This is a genomic window from Enhygromyxa salina, from assembly GCF_000737335.2.
In the GTDB taxonomy this organism is placed as follows: Bacteria; Myxococcota_A; Polyangia; order Nannocystales; family Nannocystaceae; genus Plesiocystis; species Plesiocystis salina_C.
In genome coordinates this window covers 63,940-83,200 of record NZ_JMCC02000007.1, presented here as the reverse complement: position 1 = coordinate 83,200, position 19,261 = coordinate 63,940, and the positions used below count along the sequence as shown (strand labels likewise).

14 protein-coding genes are annotated in these 19,261 nt (G+C 67.7%); 8 read left to right on the top strand and 6 right to left on the bottom strand.

Annotated elements, in window-relative coordinates:
- Positions 1 to 10: 10 nt before the first annotated feature.
- Positions 11 to 1,972: a hypothetical protein gene (locus DB30_RS03500; RefSeq protein ID WP_052546540.1), complete on the top strand. Its 1,962-nt coding sequence runs from the start codon at positions 11 to 13 to the stop codon at positions 1,970 to 1,972.
- Positions 1,973 to 1,996: 24 nt separating this feature from the next.
- Here DB30_RS03500 and DB30_RS41205 read toward each other — a convergent pair whose 3' ends face one another.
- The gene (locus tag DB30_RS41205) at positions 1,997 to 4,249 is read right to left on the bottom strand and encodes a histone H1-like repetitive region-containing protein (protein ID WP_205632896.1); all 2,253 of its coding nucleotides are present in this window, start codon (positions 4,247 to 4,249) and stop codon (positions 1,997 to 1,999) included.
- 230 nt (positions 4,250 to 4,479) lie between these two features.
- On the opposite strand from DB30_RS41205, the gene DB30_RS03490 reads away from it, so the two are divergent.
- Genes DB30_RS03490 through DB30_RS03480 form a run of 3 tightly spaced genes read left to right on the top strand, consistent with a single transcriptional unit; the run spans position 4,480 to position 6,354 of the window.
- A complete protein-coding gene (locus DB30_RS03490; RefSeq protein ID WP_146657959.1) occupies positions 4,480 to 5,097 on the top strand; it encodes a gamma carbonic anhydrase family protein in 618 nt (205 codons plus the stop codon).
- Between the two features lie 13 nt (positions 5,098 to 5,110).
- Positions 5,111 to 5,656, top strand: a complete 546-nt coding sequence (locus DB30_RS03485) for an Lcl C-terminal domain-containing protein (RefSeq protein ID WP_052546539.1) — start codon at positions 5,111 to 5,113, stop codon at positions 5,654 to 5,656.
- Positions 5,653 to 6,354, top strand: coding sequence for a hypothetical protein (locus DB30_RS03480; RefSeq protein ID WP_165703611.1), 702 nt, complete (start codon positions 5,653 to 5,655; stop codon positions 6,352 to 6,354). The genes DB30_RS03485 and DB30_RS03480 overlap by 4 nt, the downstream gene beginning before the upstream one ends.
- Positions 6,355 to 6,373: 19 nt before the next feature.
- Here DB30_RS03480 and DB30_RS03475 read toward each other — a convergent pair whose 3' ends face one another.
- A complete protein-coding gene (locus tag DB30_RS03475; protein WP_052546537.1) occupies positions 6,374 to 8,458 on the bottom strand; it encodes a putative bifunctional diguanylate cyclase/phosphodiesterase in 2,085 nt (694 codons plus the stop codon).
- A gap of 329 nt (positions 8,459 to 8,787) precedes the next feature.
- Here DB30_RS03475 and DB30_RS03470 point away from each other — a divergent pair, with 329 nt between their 5' ends.
- Complete coding sequence (locus DB30_RS03470) at positions 8,788 to 9,903, top strand: aspartate/ornithine carbamoyltransferase family protein (protein WP_052546536.1); 1,116 nt, start codon at positions 8,788 to 8,790, stop codon at positions 9,901 to 9,903.
- Between the two features lie 6 nt (positions 9,904 to 9,909).
- On the opposite strand, the gene DB30_RS03465 is transcribed toward DB30_RS03470, so the two are convergent.
- The 4 genes from DB30_RS03465 to DB30_RS03450 are packed head-to-tail and all read right to left on the bottom strand — an operon-like array spanning position 9,910 to position 15,866.
- Positions 9,910 to 11,499 carry a DUF4215 domain-containing cysteine-rich repeat protein gene (locus DB30_RS03465; protein WP_052546535.1) on the bottom strand — a complete coding sequence of 530 codons (1,590 nt, stop codon included), beginning with the start codon at positions 11,497 to 11,499 and terminating at the stop codon, positions 9,910 to 9,912.
- A gap of 45 nt (positions 11,500 to 11,544) precedes the next feature.
- A complete protein-coding gene (locus DB30_RS03460; RefSeq protein WP_146657957.1) occupies positions 11,545 to 13,419 on the bottom strand; it encodes a hypothetical protein in 1,875 nt (624 codons plus the stop codon).
- Positions 13,365 to 14,729 (bottom strand): hypothetical protein, encoded by a 1,365-nt coding sequence (locus tag DB30_RS03455; protein WP_052546533.1) that lies wholly within the window; start codon positions 14,727 to 14,729, stop codon positions 13,365 to 13,367. The genes DB30_RS03460 and DB30_RS03455 overlap by 55 nt, the downstream gene beginning before the upstream one ends.
- A gap of 21 nt (positions 14,730 to 14,750) precedes the next feature.
- Complete coding sequence (locus DB30_RS03450) at positions 14,751 to 15,866, bottom strand: serine/threonine-protein kinase (protein WP_052546532.1); 1,116 nt, start codon at positions 15,864 to 15,866, stop codon at positions 14,751 to 14,753.
- Positions 15,867 to 15,993: 127 nt separating this feature from the next.
- On the opposite strand from DB30_RS03450, the gene DB30_RS03445 reads away from it, so the two are divergent.
- Genes DB30_RS03445 through DB30_RS03435 form a run of 3 tightly spaced genes read left to right on the top strand, consistent with a single transcriptional unit; the run spans position 15,994 to position 19,198 of the window.
- Positions 15,994 to 17,460, top strand: coding sequence for a protoporphyrinogen/coproporphyrinogen oxidase (locus DB30_RS03445; RefSeq protein WP_052546531.1), 1,467 nt, complete (start codon positions 15,994 to 15,996; stop codon positions 17,458 to 17,460).
- Positions 17,457 to 18,257, top strand: a complete 801-nt coding sequence (locus tag DB30_RS03440) for a glycosyltransferase (protein WP_052546530.1) — start codon at positions 17,457 to 17,459, stop codon at positions 18,255 to 18,257. Before DB30_RS03445 ends, DB30_RS03440 begins: the two co-directional genes overlap by 4 nt.
- A gap of 14 nt (positions 18,258 to 18,271) precedes the next feature.
- Positions 18,272 to 19,198, top strand: coding sequence for a polysaccharide deacetylase family protein (locus tag DB30_RS03435; RefSeq protein ID WP_146657954.1), 927 nt, complete (start codon positions 18,272 to 18,274; stop codon positions 19,196 to 19,198).
- Positions 19,199 to 19,261: the final 63 nt, after the last annotated feature.

Genomic DNA, 19,261 nt, shown 5'->3' with positions numbered 1-19,261 from the left:
GCACATCCACGTGATCCCGACCGATCTGTTCCTGGCTGTCACTCTGTTCTCTGGCCAGCCCCCGGTCGGGCCGGGTGACTCTGACGCGTCCAATCCGGGCGCGTCGGGTGCTTCTGCCGCGGCGCCGGCTGACCCGAAGCCCGACCCCAAGCCCGCCCCCGAGCTCGAGGACCCCGAGGACCCCGAGGACCCCGAGGACCCCGAGGACCCCGAGCTCGAAGACGACGACGACGCGATGATGGACGCGTTCTTCGGCGGCGGTGAGGACGACGAGGCCGACGACGACGACGAGACCGAACCGCCGATCGAAGGCCCAAAGCCCGACGAGCCCAAGCCCAGCGTCAGCGAGTCCGACATCGCCCCCAGCGACGACCTCGCGCTCAGCGACATCTTTGGCGACGCCGAGACGATCGCCGAGCTGCCCGACGCCGAGGACGTGCCCAGCACGGGCCCCGCGAGCGGCTCGGGCTTGTTCGACGGTAAGCTGGACCTGCGCCTGCGCGTGGTCAGCAGCGTCTACGTCGACATCGACAACCTCTATGACGGCAAGCGCTGGAACCCGAACCAGCCAACCCTGGGGGAGTCGGCCGCGAAGCCCTCGGCGTTCAAGGTTGGCCAGGCGATCCCGCGCGGCACGATCAGCCGCAACGAGAACCGCCTGGAGTTCTACTTCTCGTACAAGCCCAACGATCACATCCAGATCGTCGGCGACATCGAGCCGGTGTTCTTGGGTGTCTCGCAGGTCTCGACGCTCAACGATCTGTCGAGCATGCAGATGCTGACGCCCTTCCACGTCGAGAGCGACGCCGCCTACGTGGCGATCCTCGACGCGCTGCCGGGGCTCGACATCAAGATCGGCCGGCAGGTCGTGGTCTGGGGTACGGCTGACAAATTCAGCCCAACCAACAACATCAACCCGGACGACCTCGAAGACCGGCCGCTGTTCACGGAGCCGATCGCCAACCAGATGTTGGTCGTCGACTTCTCGCCCTGGCAGGACAAGCTGTGGTTTCAGGGCGTGTACGTGCCGCTGTTCTACCCGGCCCTGCTGCCGCCCTCGGCCTCGGCCGCGCTCGCGGATCCGCAGACCCCCGTCAACTTCGCCAACCAGTCTGACAAGGACAAGCTCGCGTTCTTGCAGGGCTTCATCAGCGGCAACGCGCAGTTCAACCCGCGGGTCACGACCACCGTCGAGCGGCCGCCGGTCAACATCATGAACGGTCAAGCGGCGGCCAAGCTCGGCTCGCGGATTGGGCCGGTCGACATTAGCGCGTCGTACTACTACGGCTTCTTTGACATCCCGATCCCCTACGAGACCAAGTCGACCCAGCTCGCCCCGCTGATGGAGGACGCCGTCGACGGCTACTGGTTTCAGTCCGACGTGACCCTGGTCTACCCGCGCATGCACGTGATCGGGCTGGACTTCGCCGCACAGGTGCCGTTTCTCGACGACATGGGCCTGTGGGGCGAGGCCGCCCTGACGATCCCCGCCGACGAGTACAACTTTCGCGTCGAGCTACCGCTCAACTTGGACATCACCCCTGGCGACGGCGTGATGAACCCGGTCGGCGAGTTCACAGGCGCGATCGTCAAGAAGCAGCCCTTCATCAAGGCGACCGTGGGCGCCGACTACACGATCGGTAAGCACATCTACATTCAGGCCCAGTACCTGCGTGGGTTCATTGACGACTTTGGGGCTGACAACATCGGCAATTACCTGCTGGGCGGGACGGATCTGGTGTTCTTTGGCCGCCACCTGATCTTCCGCTTCTTCGCGCTGACCGACTTTCCCAAGAACCGGAAGGACGCCCCCAGCTTGGTGCTGGCGCCCAACATCATCGTCGTCCCGCCGTGGGGGTACGCGACCCTGGAGCTGGGTGGGTTTGCGTTCCTGGGGCGCAACGACACCAAGTTTGGGCAGGCGGCGGTTGGATCCTCGATCGCCTACCTCAAGATCGCCGGGTCGTTTTAGACCCCCACAGCCGTGGGGGTCTTGCTAGGCCAGCTCGTTGGGGTCGCCGCCGAGGTTGGTGATCGCCTGGGCGACCACCGCCATGATCGACTCAGGTAGATCAACGGCGCCCTCGATCAGCAAGTCGACGATGATCTCGGGGATCTCGCCACCGGCTGCGAGCGCGGCTGCCTCGAAGCGCACGGCGCTGTCGTCGGCGCTTCCGCGCGTGTTGAACAAGCGCAACATGGCCGAGAAGGCCCACTGGGGGGCGTCGTCGTACAGGCGGGGGATCGCGTCGAGGAACGCCCCAAAGTAGGCGCTCTCGGGCATGCGCTCGAGGGCGAGCAGCAGGTGCGAGCGCAGGCTGAAGGGATCGCCGTCGGCGCGGAACAAGGCGATGATCGACGGCGCGGCGGCAGGATCGTCTAGATCCCGCAAGGCCCGACGCAGTTGCTTGGCGCGGAGGCGATCGGCCTCGTAGTTGTCGAGCTTGTCGCCGATCTCGGCGAGCAGCTCTCCGTTGGCGCCGTCGAGGGTGACGTCGGCGGAATCGGCCTCGCTCGAGACTTCGATGTCCTCGGCCTCGAGCTCTTCGTCGGCCTCGCCCTGCTCGGACTGGGTCTCGACCTCGACCTCGGCCTCGGGTGCGGGTTCAGTCTCGACCTCGAGCTCAGCCTCGACCTCAGCCTCGACCTCAGTCTCGAGCTCGGGCTCGGGCTCGGCCGACTCTGCCTTGGCTTTCTTGGCCGCGCGCTTGGCTGCGCGCTCGGCCGCCTTGTTCTTGCGCTCCTGAATGCGGGCGGCGACCTTCTTTTGGCGCTCGGCGAGGCGCTCGGCCTGGATCCGGGCTCGCTCGAGCCGCTTCTCCTCGGCGAGGCGGTCGCGCTCGGCCTTGCGCTCGTCAGCGCGCTCGCGCTCCTTCTTCTTGCGCTCGAGCTCGCGCTCCTTCTTGTCTTGCTCGCGCTGCTTCTCGCGCTCGCGCGCCGCCTTGAGCTTGGCCACCGCCCGCTCGCGCTTTTGCTGCTCTCGCTCTTGCTTGCGGGCGCGCGCGGCCTTCTTCTTGGCCTGTGCACGGGCGCGCTGCCGAGCTGCGGCCGACTTGGCCTGCTCGCGCAGCTTTCGGCCCTTCTCGCGCTCGATCTCCTTGGCCTTGCTGACCTTGGCGGCCGCGGCCTCCTTGGCCTTGCGCGCCTTCTCTTGCGCTCGCTGCTTGGCGGCGCGGATCTTCTCTTTGGCCGCGGCGACTCGCGCCTTTTCTTTGGCCTTGGCCGCCCGCGCCCGGTCCTTTGCCTTGGCTGCACGCGCCTGGTCTCGCTCTCGCGCGGCCTTCCGCTTCGCCCCGCCGCTGTCTTTGCTCGACGTGGCCTTTTTTGCGGCCGCCTTCTTCGACGTCGGTTCTTTCGCGGCAGGCTTCTTCGCAGTCGTCGCCTTCTTCGCGGCCGCCTTCTTCGCAGTCGTCGTCTTCTTCGCGGCGGCCTTCTTCGCAGTCGTCGCCTTCTTCGCGGCGGCCTTCTTCGACGTCGCCTTCTTCGCGGCGGCCTTCTTCGACGTCGTCTTCTTCGCAGTCGTCGTCTTCTTCGCAGTCGTCTTCTTCGACGTCGCCTTCTTCGCGGCAGCCTTCTTCGCAGTCGTCGTCTTCTTCGCAGTCGTCGTCTTCTTCGCAGTCGTCGTCTTCTTCGCGGCACCCTTCTTCGCAGTCGTCGCCTTCTTCGCGGCAGCCTTCTTCGACGTCGCTTTCTTCGCGGCGGCCTTCTTCGACGTCGCCTTCTTCGACGTCGCCTTCTTCGACGTCGCCTTCTTCGCGGCGGCCTTCTTCGACGTCGCCTTCTTCGCGGCGGCCTTCTTCGACGTCGCCTGCTTCGAAGCCGGCTCGAGCTCCGGCGCGGGCTCCGGCGCCCCCACCTGCGCGTCGACTTCTCCCTCCGCTGGCGACGCGACCAACTCGGTGACCTCCTGCGCGGAGCTCTCCGGCACGCCAGCAACGTCAACGGCCAGCTCCGAACCAGCGCTGCTCGGCGGCGCCGGCTTCTGCGAGACGCCCCCCTTCTTCGATGTGCGTGGCTGCGCGACCGCCCGCTTTTTGCCGGCTTTTTTGCCGGCCTTCTTCGAGCTGCGTGGCTGCGCGGCGGCCTTCTTCGCGCTCTTCTTCTTCGTCGTGCCTGGCAAGGCGGCCTTCTTCGCGCTCTTCTTCTTCGAGGTGCCCGGCGCGGCGGCCTTCTTCGCGCTCTTTTTCTTCGTCGTGCCTGGCTTCGCGGCGGCCTTCTTCGCGCTCTTTTTCTTCGTCGTGCCTGGCACGGTGGCCTGCTTCGCCGAAGAGGGAGCGACCTGGCGCTTGGCTTTCGGCGGGGCCTGCTTGGACCTGTGCGTTGCGGAGCCCTCTTCCGGTCGTTTCGTCACAGCCACGCGATTCTTCTACGCGAAGCGGTGGTCGGCTGGCAAGTGCGACGCTTGCTTGTTCGCACCGCTTGGCGTGGCCCCAGCGGGAGATCGAGCCAATCGCCACGCGGCCAGGTATGCTCTCGCGGATGGCCTCCCGGACGATCGTCGACTCGGTGCCACTCGTCGCGGGTCCACCAGCGAACGCGAACGCCCTCGAGGACGAGCTAGACGAGCTGCGAGAGCGCTTCCCCGGGGCGATCTTCGAGCGCTACCTCGATCAGATCCCCAGCGTCGGCGCGTTCGTACACGTGGCGTCCGGGGCTGCGATCGTGGGCGATGTACGGCTCTACGACGACGTCAGCATCTGGTACGGCTGCGTCCTGCGCGGGGACCTCAGCCGGATCGAGGTACACGAGCGCTCCAACATTCAGGATGGGGCGATCATACATCTTGGCGATCTCGACCCCACGATCATCGGCGAAGAGGTCGTCGTGGGTCACCGGGCGGTCCTGCACGGCTGCTTGATCCGCGGCGGCTGCTTGATCGGGATCCAAGCAACGATCCTCGACAACGTGGAGGTCGGCGAGGGCAGCATCATCGGCTCGGGCGCCTTGGTGACACCCGGAACGACAATTCCCCCGCGCAGCCTGGTCCTGGGCGTGCCCGGGCGGGTGGTCAAGACGCTCACAGCCGCCGATGAAGAGTTCCACCGCAAGCTCGCCGGGAAATACATTCGCCTGGCCCACAACTACCGCGTCGGCTGATACGCTCCAGGCGATGCGTCCACTGCTCGTCAGGGTGTTCAGCGTGTCCGTCATGTCGCTCGCCTTCGTGCCCGGGTGCGACAAGCAAGCGGCCAAGGACCCACAGGCCGCGCCCGATCAAAAATCGGACGCGAAGCCAGATCCCGACGCGGATCCCGGCGCGGACGACAAAGAAGCAAACTTCGCCACGCCAACGGCCGAGCCTCCGGCAGCCCCCGAAGGCACGATCACGCTGCGGGATCCGTGGCTGTACGTGCAGACCTGCGCCGAGCCCCACCCCTGCCCCGAGCTCATGCAGCCCGCCGGCGACGCCCACTGTCGGGAGCTGCAGCTGGGCGGCCACGTCAACTGGCGGCTCCCCGGCAAGGACGAGGTGCTCCGCTTCAAGGGCGTCGAGGGGCTCGAGGCCACGGCTGGCTACCACTGGACCCGCACCCCCTACGAAGACGACATGGGCCAGGCGTGGATCGTCGACCCGGAAGATCCCCAGGGCGCGCCCGCGACCACGATCCCACGCGACCGCAAGCCGTTTCGGATCCGCTGCGTGAAAGAACCGTGAACGCGAACACCATGAGCGTGCGCGGCTGCTTTCAGCTCGGGCGAGGGCTTCTCGCCCGGTTGCGGGCGCCTTCGGGGACTGGTTCACCGTGGGCAGCGGGCTGCTTGGTCGCGTGCTTGGTGCTTGGCGCGTGCGGTGACAGCAGCGCGCAAGACGAGTCCACCGCGACCAGCGACGGGTCGCCAACCGAGTCTGGGACGGATCAGACAGACAACGGCTTTGGCGACGCCGACGCGTGCGAGAGCAGCGAAGACTGCGAAGCCTCGTTCTGCGTCGCCGCATGGGACGGATCGCCGCCCCGCGGCCCAGCCGTTTGCGTGGACGCGTGCGTGACCGAGCTGGATCTCCAGCTGTTTTGCATTGACGACGCGTCGTGCTGCGAGGGCCTCTCGTGCAGCGTCGATGGGCTGTGCGAAGCGCCGTGGACCGAAGAGACCGGCGACGGCGACGGCGACGGCGACGGCGATGGGGATGGCGACGGCGACGGCGACGGCGACGGCGACGGCGACGGCGATGGGGATGGGGACGGCGATGGTGATGGGGACGGCGACGGCGATGGCGACGGCGACGGCGACGGCGACGGCGACGGCGATGGCGACGGCGACGGTGATGGCGACGGCGATGGCGACGGCGACGGCGATGGGGACGGCGATGGCGACGGCGACGGCGATGGGGACGGCGACGGCGACGGCGACTAGTCGAGCGTGGCCACGCCGCTCATGGTCCCGCCAACAGGGCGCGAACCCCCTCGGGCGCCATCGGCTTGCCAAACAGCCAGCCCTGGCAATGCTGACACTCCAGCGCCAACAGCTGCGCGGCCTGGACGTCGGTCTCGATGCCTTCGGCGATCACGTCGAGCCCCAGGTTTGATGCGAGGTTGAGGATCGTGCGAACCAACGTGGTGGACGCCGGTGTGCCGTCGAGCTCACTGACGAACGAGCGATCGATCTTGAGCCCGTCAACCGGGAACCGGTGCAGGTACCCAAGCGAGGAGTAGCCCGTGCCAAAGTCGTCGATCCACAGCTGGACCCCGCGCGAGCGAATATCCTGCAGCAACGCAGCGACCTTGTCGGCGCCGTCCATCATCACCGACTCGGTCAGCTCGAGCTTGAGGCACCTGGCTGGCAACCCGGTCTCGGCCAGCGCCGCGTCAATGGTCTCGAGCAGCAGCGGGTCGCCGATCTGCTTGGCCGAGAGGTTGACGCTCACGCACAGATCGAGCAGCCCAAATTCAGCGCGCCAGCTCTGCAGCGCACGGATCGCCTCACGCATGACCCAGCGACCCAGCGGGATGATCAGCCCGGTGTCCTCGGCGATCGGGATGAAGTCGACGGGCGAGATCCGGCCACGCTCGGGGTGCTCCCAGCGCAGCAACGCCTCGAACCCGAGCAGCTCGCTCTGTTGATCCGCGGCGACCATGCGCACGAGCGGCTGATAGTGAAGCTGAAACTGGTCGGCATCGAGGGCCCGACGCATGGCCATCTCGAGCGCCAACAAGGTGCGCGACTCGATGCGCATGCTGGTGTCGTAGATCTCGTGGCGGCCCTTGCCGTGGTCGCGGGCCGAGTCGGTCGCGGCGCTGACGTCGGTGACCACGTCCTCGACGCGCTTGTAGCCGTGCGCGCTCGAGGTCATGCCAATGCTGACCGTCGTGAAGTTGACCGCGCCGTCGACCTCGAACGGCTCGCCCACGACGTCGTGGATCCGGTTGGCCAACGAGGTGCCAAACCCCGGGTCTTCAACGTCTTCGATCAGGATCGCAAACTTGCTGGTCGAGTACCGAAACAAGTGATCCTCTGGGCGCAGGCAGCCGTACAGGCGTTGGGCCATGACCGCCACGACCTGGTCGGCGGCCTCGATCCCGTAGCTGTCGCGGATCTGCGTGATGCGATCCACGGCGACCATCAAGACCACGAACATGTAGTCGTCGTGGGCGCGGCTGAGCTCGACCGCCCGAGCCCCGCGCTCGAGGAACACGCGGCGATCCGGCAGCTTGGTCACCGTGTCTTTGCGGCTGCGCTCGCGGATCGCCCGTTCGCGCTGACGATAGGCCGAGACGTCGGTCATCGACCCGGCCATCCGCCGGGCGCGACCCTCGGCGTTGCGGTGCACGACCGCGCGCGACATCACCCAGCGCCACTCGTTGGCGCCGTCGCGGACCCGATGCTCGTTCTCGTGGATCAGCGACTCCCCGCTCACGTTCGCTTCGAGATCGGCGCGCAGTCGCTCGACGTCCTGCGGGTGTACGCGAGACAGCCAAGCCTCGAGGGTTGGGGGCAGGTCCGTGTTGCGCAGGCCCAACAGCTCGCGCCAGCGGTGCGAGTAGTAGACGCGCCCACGCAGGAGATCCCACTCCCACATGCCGTCACGCGAGCCGCGGATCGCCAGCGAGAAGCGCTCGCGTAGCTCGGTGTAGCGCCCGTTCTGGAGGTTGTGATCGCGCGCGTGGGTCAACGCGGCTTCGAGCAGCGGGCTCGACAACTCGCTGCGCAACAGGCAATCGAGCGCACCAACTTCACGTGCGCTCTCTCGCAGCGCCGAGCGCTGCGCCGAGTGAGCGGGCACGACTACCAACATTGGGAGCTTGGTGTTCGCGACGATTCGCCGCATCCACGCGAGGTTGGTCGTATCGAGCTGGTCGATCGCTACCAGGATCGCGACCGGGTTCTCGGTGGTGTTCGCCAGCTCCGCCGTCAGCTGCTCGAGAGTCTCGGCGCGGGCGGCGACGTGAACCTGAACGGGTGGACGCAGCGCCGCCAACAACCCGGCGACCTCGGCACAGATCTCGTCGTCCCCGACCACCAGCAGATCGGCCCCCCGCCGAGCAACCTGAACGGGGCTTCGTCCAGGAGTTCCGCCTCTCGCGCCAGGTTGCGATTCCACCCCGCGAGTCTAGACCAGTGTCAGGGGCGCCGACCAGGGCTGAGGGCCTCTCGCCCGCTCGCGGACACATTCGCGGACGGCTTCGCCTTGGCGACCGTTTCCACGCGCTGCCCGAGCTGCGTATCGCCGCTCGCAAGCGTCACGCAAACGCACGTGCGCCTGGGTGCATCGCGCGATCTCCGACGCGATCACAGCGGTCGAAAATGCCCTACAGTCCGCCCGCCAAGCGGTTGGGCGAAAGGCGAGCCATGTCGATCAGCTACGAGGAATTCCGATCTGCAATCCAAGACGGAGCGCGAAGGCGCGCGCTGCTGTTCAAAGACGGCCGCCCCTTCTTCGTGCTGCTCAGCCAACAGTTCAGCCGCGAAGAGCTCGAGGCCATGTGCGACACGGCAACGGCGATCCGTCGGCTCGATCGGCACCGCGACGGCCGCGAGTTCCTGCTCGGGATCTTGCGTGGCCAGCGGGTCATGAATTTGTTCGCGCAACCAAGCACCCGCACCGCGCAGTCGTTCATCGCGGGCGCCGACAAGCTGGGCGCGACCAGCACCTTGGTCTCGGACATTCAGACCTCGTCGTTCGCCAAGGGCGAGTCGATCGCCGACAGCGTGCGCACGCTGTCGAGCTTCTTCGACGCGATCGTGGTCCGCCACCCCGACGACGAGTTTGCGACCCAGGCCGCGTGGGCCCTGTTCAACTCCAACCGCCCGGTCCCGGTGATCTCGGCAGGCAGCGGCAAGTCGCAGCACGTGACCCAGGCGCTGCTGGATCTGTACACGCTCAACTACAGCTTCTACGAGCGCGGCGGCGTCGACGGCAAGCACATTGCGATCGTCGGCGACATCGCCCGCAACCGCGCCGCACGCTCGTTGGCGCTGGTGCTGACCAAATTCAATCCGGCCGCGATCCACTTCGTCTCGCCCGGCGACTTCGCGCCCGGCGACGAGCTGACCGATTACCTGCGCCGCCACGAGATCACCGTTGAGGTCCACGAGGAGCTCGAGCCGTGGCTGCGCGAGCGCGGTCGCGACATCGACGCGATCTACATGACCCGCCTGCAAAAAGAGTGGGACGCCGGCGGTCAGGCGGGGCAGCCCAAGCAGCACGCCAACAAGAGCGAGCTCGGGGCCGACGACGCGTACGTGCTGCGCTCCGAATTTCGGCTGCTGGTGCGCGAAGACTGCGTGATCATGCATCCGCTCCCGCGCATCAACGAGCTGCCGACCGAGTGGGAGCAACACCCGGGCTTCGTGGTCTGGCGCCAGGTTCGCAACGGCATGTGGATGCGCGCGGCGTTGTTCGCCACGATCAACGGGGCGGCCGGCGAGATCCTGGCTCGCGCCAAGCGGCTCGAGCTGCTGTAGACCGGACTACCGAACCCAGATAGTCCAGCGCGAGCGGGCGTTGAACTGGCTGGTGTTGCAGCAGGTCACCGAGGAATTCACGGTAGCCGCCTGCCCGCCGCCGCACGAGCGACACCACGCGCTTGGCGGGGCGTCGACGTTGCCGTAGCTGGCGTAGCTCGAGTAGGTCGCAGGAAAGTGCATCTCGTTGCCGCCGTTTTGCGACCACGAGCCGTTGCTCGAGGTGTTGTTGGTGTGGGTTCCGTAGTGGCACACGTTGCCCGCGCAGGTGCCCCAACCCAGCGAGTCTGCGCACTGGAACGCGACGCCGTCGCCTGGAGACGGACCGACGAGCTTGGTCACGTTGACCATGTCGGAGACGGCGTTGCACGAGCGCGACCAGGCGTCGCCCGCCGGCTTGGGCACGCGGATCGCCGCGTCGTAGTCGCCGATGTTGCAGTCCTGGCAGTCGGCGTTCTCCTTGTCGGCGAACACGAAGTCGGTGGCGTCGGCCCAGAACAGATCAATGTTGAACTGCCAGTTGGTCGCCCGCGCGGCGTCGGGGTTGCCGAGCGTCGCGTCGAGATCGGGCTGCCCGGTGTTGTCGGAGTCGACCACGCGATTGAGCATCAGCGTCCAACCGCCGCCGTCGGTGGTCATGTCGCAGAAGGTCAAGAACGGCTCCTCGCCGCCGGGGCCGTCGGGGTCGAGCAGGTACATCCCGTCGGGGGTGTTGGGCGCCGAGATCAGCAGGGTGTTGCAGGTGTATTGGACGTCGAGGGTGCAGTCGTTCGCGCAGCCGTCGTCGTCGACCATGTTGGCGTCGTCGCACTCCTCCATGCCCTGCCAGTGCACGCCGTCGCCACAGAAGGCCTGGGTGCAGGCAGCCGTGCAGGCGTCGCCGTCGATCTCGTTGGAGTCGTCGCACTCCTCGACGCCCTCCCAGATGAACCCATCGCCGCACACCGCCTCGGTGCAGATCCCAACGCAGCCGTCGTTGTCGAGCTGGTTGCCGTCATCGCACTGCTCGACCAGGTCCTGGATGAAGCCGTCGCCGCAATAGGCCAGCTGGCAGGTGCCGGGGCAGTCGTCGGTGTCGTCGTCGTTGGCGTCGTCGCACTGCTCGCCGGCCTGGATCACCCCGTCGCCGCAGCTGGTCAGCAGGCACTCGTCGTTGCAGTCGTCCGTGTTGTCGTCGTTGGCGTCGTCGCAGATCTCGACCGACTCGTGCACGAAGCCGTCGCCGCAGCTGGCCGGGACGCACCCGGCGACGCAGGCGTCGGTGTTGTCGGTGTTGCCGTCGTCGCACTCCTCGAAGCCGGTGTAGAGGTAGCCGTCACCGCAGGCGGCGATCTTGCACTCTGGGGTGCAGTTGGCCGACTCGGAATTGCCGTCGCCAAGATCACACTCCTCGCCAGCCTCGACGATGCTGTTGCCGCAGTCGCCTTCGCCGTCGCCGTCGCCATCGCCGGTCGTTCCCGTCTCGTTGTCCCCGTCGCCGTCGCCTTCTTGGGTGGTGGGCACCTGGAAGGTCGTGGCGCCCTCGACCCCTTCGCCACTAGGGCAGCCGGCGAGCGCGAGGATCGTGAGCGGGATGACGACGTACGCGCGGTTCATGACTCGACTCTAGGGGAGTCGGTCGATGGCTGTCCAGCGTGTGGGTCAGTCCGCATCCTCGATGAGGTTGCCGAGCTGCATGAGGCGTGAACGGAGCAGGCGACGACCGACGCGATCGATCGCGTCGACCAACCCCTCCTTCGAGCCGGGCCGCCAGTCGGCGTCTTCACCCAGCGACGCCCCGCCGAGCGCGGCGCGGGTGAGCTGGTGGAAGCGCTCGAAGGCTTCGAGGTCGGGATCCCCGAATTCAGTTGCGCGCGCGCGGTCGAACATCTCGAGCGCGCCCTCGAAGCGGCCAAGCATGGTCAGCACGATCGACACCTCGAGGTCCGCGCCTGCGAGCAACGGATAGCGTCCGCCCATCGCGAGGCGGGCAGGGTCGTCGAGGTAGCTGAGCGCGAGGCTGGGGGTCACGTACGCGCCCGCGCCAAGACCGAGGAGCCGCGCGATGACGAGGAACTGAGGATCATGGATGCCCAGCTGGTCGGCCGCCGAGCGCATCACCTGGTCCATGAGCTCGCGCAAGCCGGGCGACGCGTGGTCGCCCATGACGACCACCTGCACCGCCACGAAGCGGCGGGCCATGGGGACCTCCCAACCACTGTTGGTCCCAACCACGAACAACGCGTGGACGCCTTTGTCGATCGTGGGCGCATCGATTGGACCACGCAGGAGTGTAGGAGTTGCGTCCGAGTTCTCGCCCCACTCGATCTTCGCCCGGATTTGAGGGCGCCGCTCGAAGTCGACGTCCCATCGGGCCTTCCAGCGCTCGACGATGTCATGTTGACCCATCGTCGACGCCCACTCGAGCAGCGCCGCTTTCTGATCGGCGTCGGCGCCGATCCGCAGCCAGTGCTCGCACTCGAAGCCCGCCCATGCGGCGCGGCCCCGCTGAGCCCAGGATTTGCGCGTGCGCTCGAGCGCCGCAAAGATCGCCTGCTCGTGCCGAGACCAAGGCCGCTCAGCCGGATCGGGATCATTCCGCATGCGTCGCACCAGGTCGCGTCGCCATGCGTCGACCACCGTCGCGTCATGCAGTGTCCGCAGCTCGGGCCCGGTCCCTCGCAGCAGCCCCACCCGCTCGATCGTCTCTGGGTCCGACTCGACCCGTGCGAACGCGCCGGGCTCGAACTCGGCCAGCGCCGCGTCCCACAGGCCCCCAGCCAGCGCAGCCGCTTCGTCGAGTTCGAGTTGATCCGAGCAGACCGGAAACCAACCTGGCGCGCCGATCCGCGGGTTGTCCAACACGTGCTTCCCGGTATGCCGCGCCTCCGCGATCGCCCACCGCAACCGCCACAGCGAGGTCGCCGTCGCGACCCCTCGCCAGATCACGCCACGCCGAGGCTCAGCCTGCAGCGCCTCGACCAAGCTCGAGTAGTCCTGGGTTGGATCCAGCTCCAGCCACGCCCCCGCGCTCGGCGTCAACTTCAACGCCAACGCCAACCCCGCCCCCGTCCACGCGACCCCTGGCCACCACCGCAACCCTTGCTCGAGCCCACGCACCGCGAACTCCGGCACCCCCTCTGGACAGCGCACGAAGTGGGAAGCCCAGTCGTGCAGGTCCGGCGCGTGAAACTTGAACTGGTTCGCCAGCTCGCCCTCCGCCCACAACACCACCCGCAAAGATCGCTGAGCGAACACCGGCCGGTTGAGGTTGAGGGAGTCGAGGTGCTCGCGCCGCATCACGAACAACACGAGGCTGCCGGGCGCCTGATCCAGCATCAGCGTCGGGTCATCGGTGAACACGAACCCCGGCTCGAGCTCGTCGAGCAGCATCGCGAGCTCGCGCAGCCGCGCTCGCTGTGCGTCGCGGACCAAGATGATCACCCCCGCGCGCCCGAGGTGCAGCCAGCGACGCAGCTCGGTCAGCCAGGCTTCGGCAGCTTGGCTTTGAGCAGCAGTGGGTGAGGGAGATACCATTCGCTCTCGTTCGGGTACGGGAGGATCAGACACACATCGAGCATCTCCTCGACGAGGTCGTGGTTGGGCAGCTCGCTGGGGTCGCGGAGCAGCTCGCGCAGGACGTTCAGGTGGGCCTTGGTCAGCCCGGCCTCCGTCTCCTCGCGCATGCGATCGATCGCGTGATTGACCACCTGCTCGTCGGCCTGGGTCAGGCTGCGATCCCAAGCGGGCCCAGACAGCTCGCGCACCAGCCGGACGAACTCGCGGAGGCGGCCGCCGGAGTAGTACGCGAGCTTGTGCAGGAGGGGCACCGGGATCAGCTCGCTCGGCAGGTCGGCCGTGCGGCGCCGATAGACCTCGACGCACAGCGTGACCCCTGGGCCGCCTGGCTCCCAGCTCCAAGGATCGTCACGGCGCACGACTGGCGCGTTGGTGAGGATCTTGGTCGTGAACTTGCGGACGTGCTTGCGCAGTGAGCCCCAGTGCAGCGCGATCGGCCCGGTCAGGACGACGTCGCACTCGAGGCTGCCGAGCAGCGCCGATTCGACGAACAGCGCGCGGATGCGATCACGATCGGCGATGCGATCGAGGCCGTCCACAAACACGGCGAGCTTGCTGCCGTGGGCCTGCAGCTCGCCTAGCAATTTATTGACGACATCGAGCAGGCGCTGCACCCGAGCGTCCTGATCGCTGCGTGCGCGCCGACCCGGGATGCCAAGCTTGAAGCGCCATTGGACCCCAGCACCGGCGGTCCCGGCCGCGACCAAGCCCGCGCCGACGCCCGCGCCGACCGGGCCACCAACGAGGGTCCCAACGGCACCACCCGCGAGTACGGCCACGGTAGATGCCAGCTTGGCCGCGTCGAAGCTGGGCTGATCGTTGTCGTCGTCGGTGAACTCGCGGCCGACCTCGTCGAAGCGCCGGAGCAGCTCCTTGGGCCACATTTGGCCAAACCGAGCCGTGCCCGCGTGGACCACCGCGAGCCCCACGAGCAAGAGCACCTCCCAAGGCTGAACACGCTGCAGCGCGGTCGCGTCGCCAACCGTGTTTTCAAAGTGGCCCACCAGGTCAACGAAGATCACCGGTCCATCGGCGCTGCGAGTCTCCGCCACCCCCAGCAGCTCCGTCGATTTGCCGCTGCCGATCCCGCCAAGCAGCATGAAGCGCTTGTGGCCCCCCATCGGGCGCGCGAGCTCGCTGGCAATGTCCCGCGCCGGGCTGTACTTGCGCTCGACTCGCCAGCCCGGCTTGAACGCCGGCTGCTCGGGATCGAAGCGCTCGTACAGCTTCTCCCAGATCGCCTGCTCGGGCGTGTGTGACGCGACCACGACGCGCAGTCTACACCCGATCTACCGAGGCTTCGACGGCACCCGGGCCGCCATCGCTTCGGCGACCATCCGCGAGAGCTCCTGCCGCGACTTCTCGGCGGCGCCGGCCTCGGGCGACTGGCTCAGCCGCTGCAGCACTTTGTACGCATGCGGATACCGGCGCTCGGGATCCCGATCCAAGTTCCGCCGCAGCACCTCGGACAGCTTGGACGACAGGCCCGAGACCCGGCGGCTCGAGTGCGAGATGTCGAAGCGGACGATCTCGTCCATGGTCTCGAGCTCGTTGCCGGCGGTGAAGCAGCGCTCGCCCCGAAGGATCTCCCACAGGATCACCCCAAGCGAGAACAGGTCGCTCTTGACGGTGGCCTTGCCGCTGCCGGTCACCCGCTCGGGCGCCTTGTAGGCCACGTGCCCGGCGTCGGCAGAGGTGAACTCGGGCGCCAACCACTTGCTGGTCGCCGAGCCAAAGTCACCCAGGATCACGTCGCCGTCGAGCGAGAGGTAGACGTTGGCGGGGCACAGATCACGGTGCAGGACGTCGAGGTCCTCGAAGCCGTCGCCGCCGCCGTCATCGCCGTCATCGTCGTCGTCGTCGTCGTCGCTCGCCGACGTGGGCTTGGCCTCGCCAGTTGCCTCGCCATCCGCCTCGCCGTCCGCCTCGGGCTCGGTCGAGACCTCGAAGGTGTGGACGTAGCGCAGCGCATCGGCGAGCTGGCCCAGGATGTACACCGCGAGCTCCTTGCTCAGCGGTCGCGGCTCGCCGCTCTCGTGGCCAAGCAGCACGCCCAGATCGACCCCCGCGATGTAGTCCATCACGAAGAAGTCGACGCCAGTCCGGGTCCCGGCGGCTCGAAGGCTGGGGATCCCCGGGTGGCTGAAGCTGCGCAACAGGTTGGCCTCGTGGGCAAATTGCGCCTTGAGCACCGAGTACACCTCGCCCTCGCCGGGCATCAGGACCTTGGCCAGGGCGGTCGGCGGCGAGCCTTCGGGGGCGCTGTCGAGGCACGCCAGAAAGCAGCGGGTGGTCGAGCTCAGCGTGGGGACGGGCTCGAGCAAGCGATAGCCGCCGAGGCTGTGGAGCTCCATGCGCCGAGTGTGCAGGCCACGGATCCGGCTGTCCAGCGTCGACGCGGCCACCAGCGACGGCAGCTATCGCGGTCGAGACCGGGGCCACCCAAGATCTCAAAAAGCCCCATGGCGCCCAACTCAGCCACGCTGCGGCCACTTCGGCACACCGCCGGCTTTGCTGCTACAACCGCCGGACGTGTCCCCGACGGGCAACTTTTTTGCCGGCTCCAACCGAAGCAATTCCATCAGCTCGGCCGCCCGCTCGGAGCCGAACGCCGCCCCCGTGGTGATCTTGGGTGCCGGGCTGACGGGTCTGTGCGCGGCCTACCACCTCCGCGCGGCCCCGTTCTTGCTGGTCGAGCAGCACGGCCAAGTCGGCGGTCACGCCCGCAGCCATCGCGAGCAGGGCCACACCTTCGACGTCACCGGACACTGGCTGCACCTCCGCGACGATCGCAGCAAGGCGCTGCTCGCCGAGCTGTTCCCCAGCCAACCGGGGCAGGCGTCAGCGTGGGTCTCTGTCGAGCGCAAGACCAAGATCCACTCGCACGGCGCCGAGCTCGAGTATCCGTTTCAGGCCAATTTGCACGGGCTCCCGCTCGACGTCGTGCAAGAGTGCCTGGTCGCCCTGGTCGAGGCCCGTGAAGCCGCCGCGCGCGGCGAGGACTGGGCGACCGATCCCCGCAGCTTCGAGGCCTACGCGATCGCCAAGTTCGGCCGCGGGATCGCCCGCCACTTCTTCGTCCCCTACAACACCAAGCTGTGGGGCATGCACCCGGATCGGCTCGCGCCCGAGTGGGTCCGCCGGTTCGTGCCCGAGCCCAACGCAGCGCAGATCATCGGGGGCGCGATCGGGCTGGCCCAGACCGGGCTCGGCTACAACGTCAACTTCATGTACCCGCGCGCGGGGGGGATCGACGCGCTGCCGCAGGCCCTGCGCGGGCGCATCGAGGCCCGCGAGCGCGCCGGCGAAGGTCAGCTGCGGACCCACACCACGGTCGAAGAGATCGAGCCGAGCACGCGCCGGGTCAAGCTGTCGAGCGCGCCCGACTGGATCGACTACCAAGCGCTGATCTCCAGCATCCCGCTGCCCGAGCTGATCGCCCGGATCCCCGAAGCCCCGCCCGAGGTCCGCGAGGCCGCGGCCGCGCTGCGCTGGGTCCGTTGGCGCTACCTCGACGTCGCGACCACGCGCCCGATCCCGGCGGATTGGCACTGGGTCTATGTCCCCGAGCTGCGCTTCGACTTCTTTCGCGTCGGCGCCTACTCCAACGCGGTTGCGAGCATGGCACCGCCCGACGCCGCGTCGCTCTACGTCGAGCTGAGCGACCGCGAGCGCGCGCCCAACATGGCCCAGATCGCCCAGCAGCTGGTCGAGATCGGGGCGCTCGCCAGCGTCGAAGACATCCGCTTCGCGCGGACCCGCGACGTCGAGTACGCCTACGTGGTGTTCGACGAGGATCACGGCCCCGCGACCCAGACCATCAGCGCCTGGCTCGAGCGCGTGGGCGTTCGCTCGTGTGGGCGCTACGGCGCGTGGATCTACAACTCCATGGAAGACAGCATGCTCTCGGGCCTCGCCGCCGCGCAGTGGGCCAACGGCCACACGGGCGCGGCCGCGGCCACAGAAGCGGTCGCCCGCCGCGAAGGCACACGCACATGACAGATCCAAGCCAAGACGCGGCCCAAGACGGCGCCAAAGATCGAGCCGGACCCGAGCTCAGCGTCGTGATCCCGATCTACAACGAGGAGTCGATCCTCGAGGCCAGCGTCACCCAGCTGTTCGCCGAGCTCGAGGCCGCCGGCCTGGAGTTCGAGGTCGTGCTGGCAGAGAACGGCAGCTCCGACGCGACCGTGTCGATCGCCGAGCAGCTCGCCGCGCGCTACCCGGCCCGGCTGCGGTGGTTCTCGTACCCCGAGCCCAACTACGGCGGAGCCCTGCGCGAGGCGATCTTTCGCGCGCGCGGCAAGTTCGTGATCTGCGAAGAGATCGATCTGTGCGACGTGGACTTCCACCTGCGCGCGCTCGGGCTGCTGCGCGCTGACCAGGCGGACCTGGTGATCGGCAGCAAGGCGATGACCGGCGCCCACGACAAGCGCCCGCTCGCCCGCCGGACCGCGACCAAGATCTACAACGGGCTGCTGCGCGTCAGCCTGGGCTTCTCTGGCACCGACACCCACGGGCTCAAGGCCATGCGTCGGTCCGCGGTCGCCCCGATCGCGGCCCGCTGCATCGTCGACTACGACGTGTTCGCCTCGGAGCTGGTGATCCGCGCCGAGCGCGAGGGCGTGCGGGTGCTCGAGATCCCGGTCGAGATCGAAGAAAAGCGCGCCCCCTCGATCAACCTGGCACGTCGGGTACCGCGGGTGCTCGGCAACCTAGGCCGGCTGATGGTCTCGATTCACCTCGGCAAAGATCTCGCGGATCTCGGCCTCGACCCCCGCCGCAAGCGGAGCTGATAGGCTGCTTCCACGTGTCGACAATAGTCAGCTTGGATCTCGACGATCTCGCCTGTTACCACGCAATCCACGGGCTCGCCGAGCCGTCGGCGGACACCGCAGCGCTCGCGCTGGAGCGGTGGTTGCCGCGCTTCTTGGACGTGTTCAAGCAGCTCGATGTGCGCGCGACGATCTTCGTGATCGGCCGTGACCTCGAGCGCGACCTCGCGGCCGGCGGGCGCGGAGCGGCGGCGCTCGTGCGTGCGATCGATGAAGGCCACGAGCTCGCCAATCACTCGTTCTCACATGCCTACGATCTGCATCGTTGGCCGGCCGCCGACATCGCGGCGGATCTGCGCCGCTGCGACACGCTGCTGCGAAAGCTCGGCGCCACGCCCAAGGGCTTTCGCGCGCCGGGCTACACCCACGATCGCAACATGTTGATGCAGGCCAGCGCGCTCGGCTACGCCTACGACAGCTCGCTGCTGCCCTCACCCACCTACTACATGGGCAAGCTCGGCGTGCTGGGGCTGCGCCGCCTGTTTGGCCGCCGCTCGGCCTCGCAGGTCGACGGCGCGCGCAGCTTCATGGGCCCAACGACCGTGCACTATCTGCCCGAGCATGGCCTGTGGGAGGTCCCAATCTCGGTCAGCCGCGCGCTGCGGGTGCCGCTGATCGGCACCTTCTTGCTGGGTGACACGGCGCCCATGATGACGCGGCCGCAGGTCGCGTTGCTGCGCAAAGAGGCGGCGCAAGTCCGCCATTTGCATCTCGAATTGCACGCGATCGATCTCGCCGATCCAGACGCCGACGGGCTGGATCCTGCGCTCGTCGCCAAGCAACGCGAGCTGAAGACGCCGCTCGAGCGTCGGCTCGAGCGCCTCGCCAAGCTGTTCGAACAGCGCAGCGAATTCAGCGTGAGCGTCCCGATCGCACGCGCGATGTCTCGCCATCTGCGCTAAACGACAAAAGCAAAACGCGCAGGCAAATCTATGCGCTGGACGTGAGCACATTCGGCTCCAATG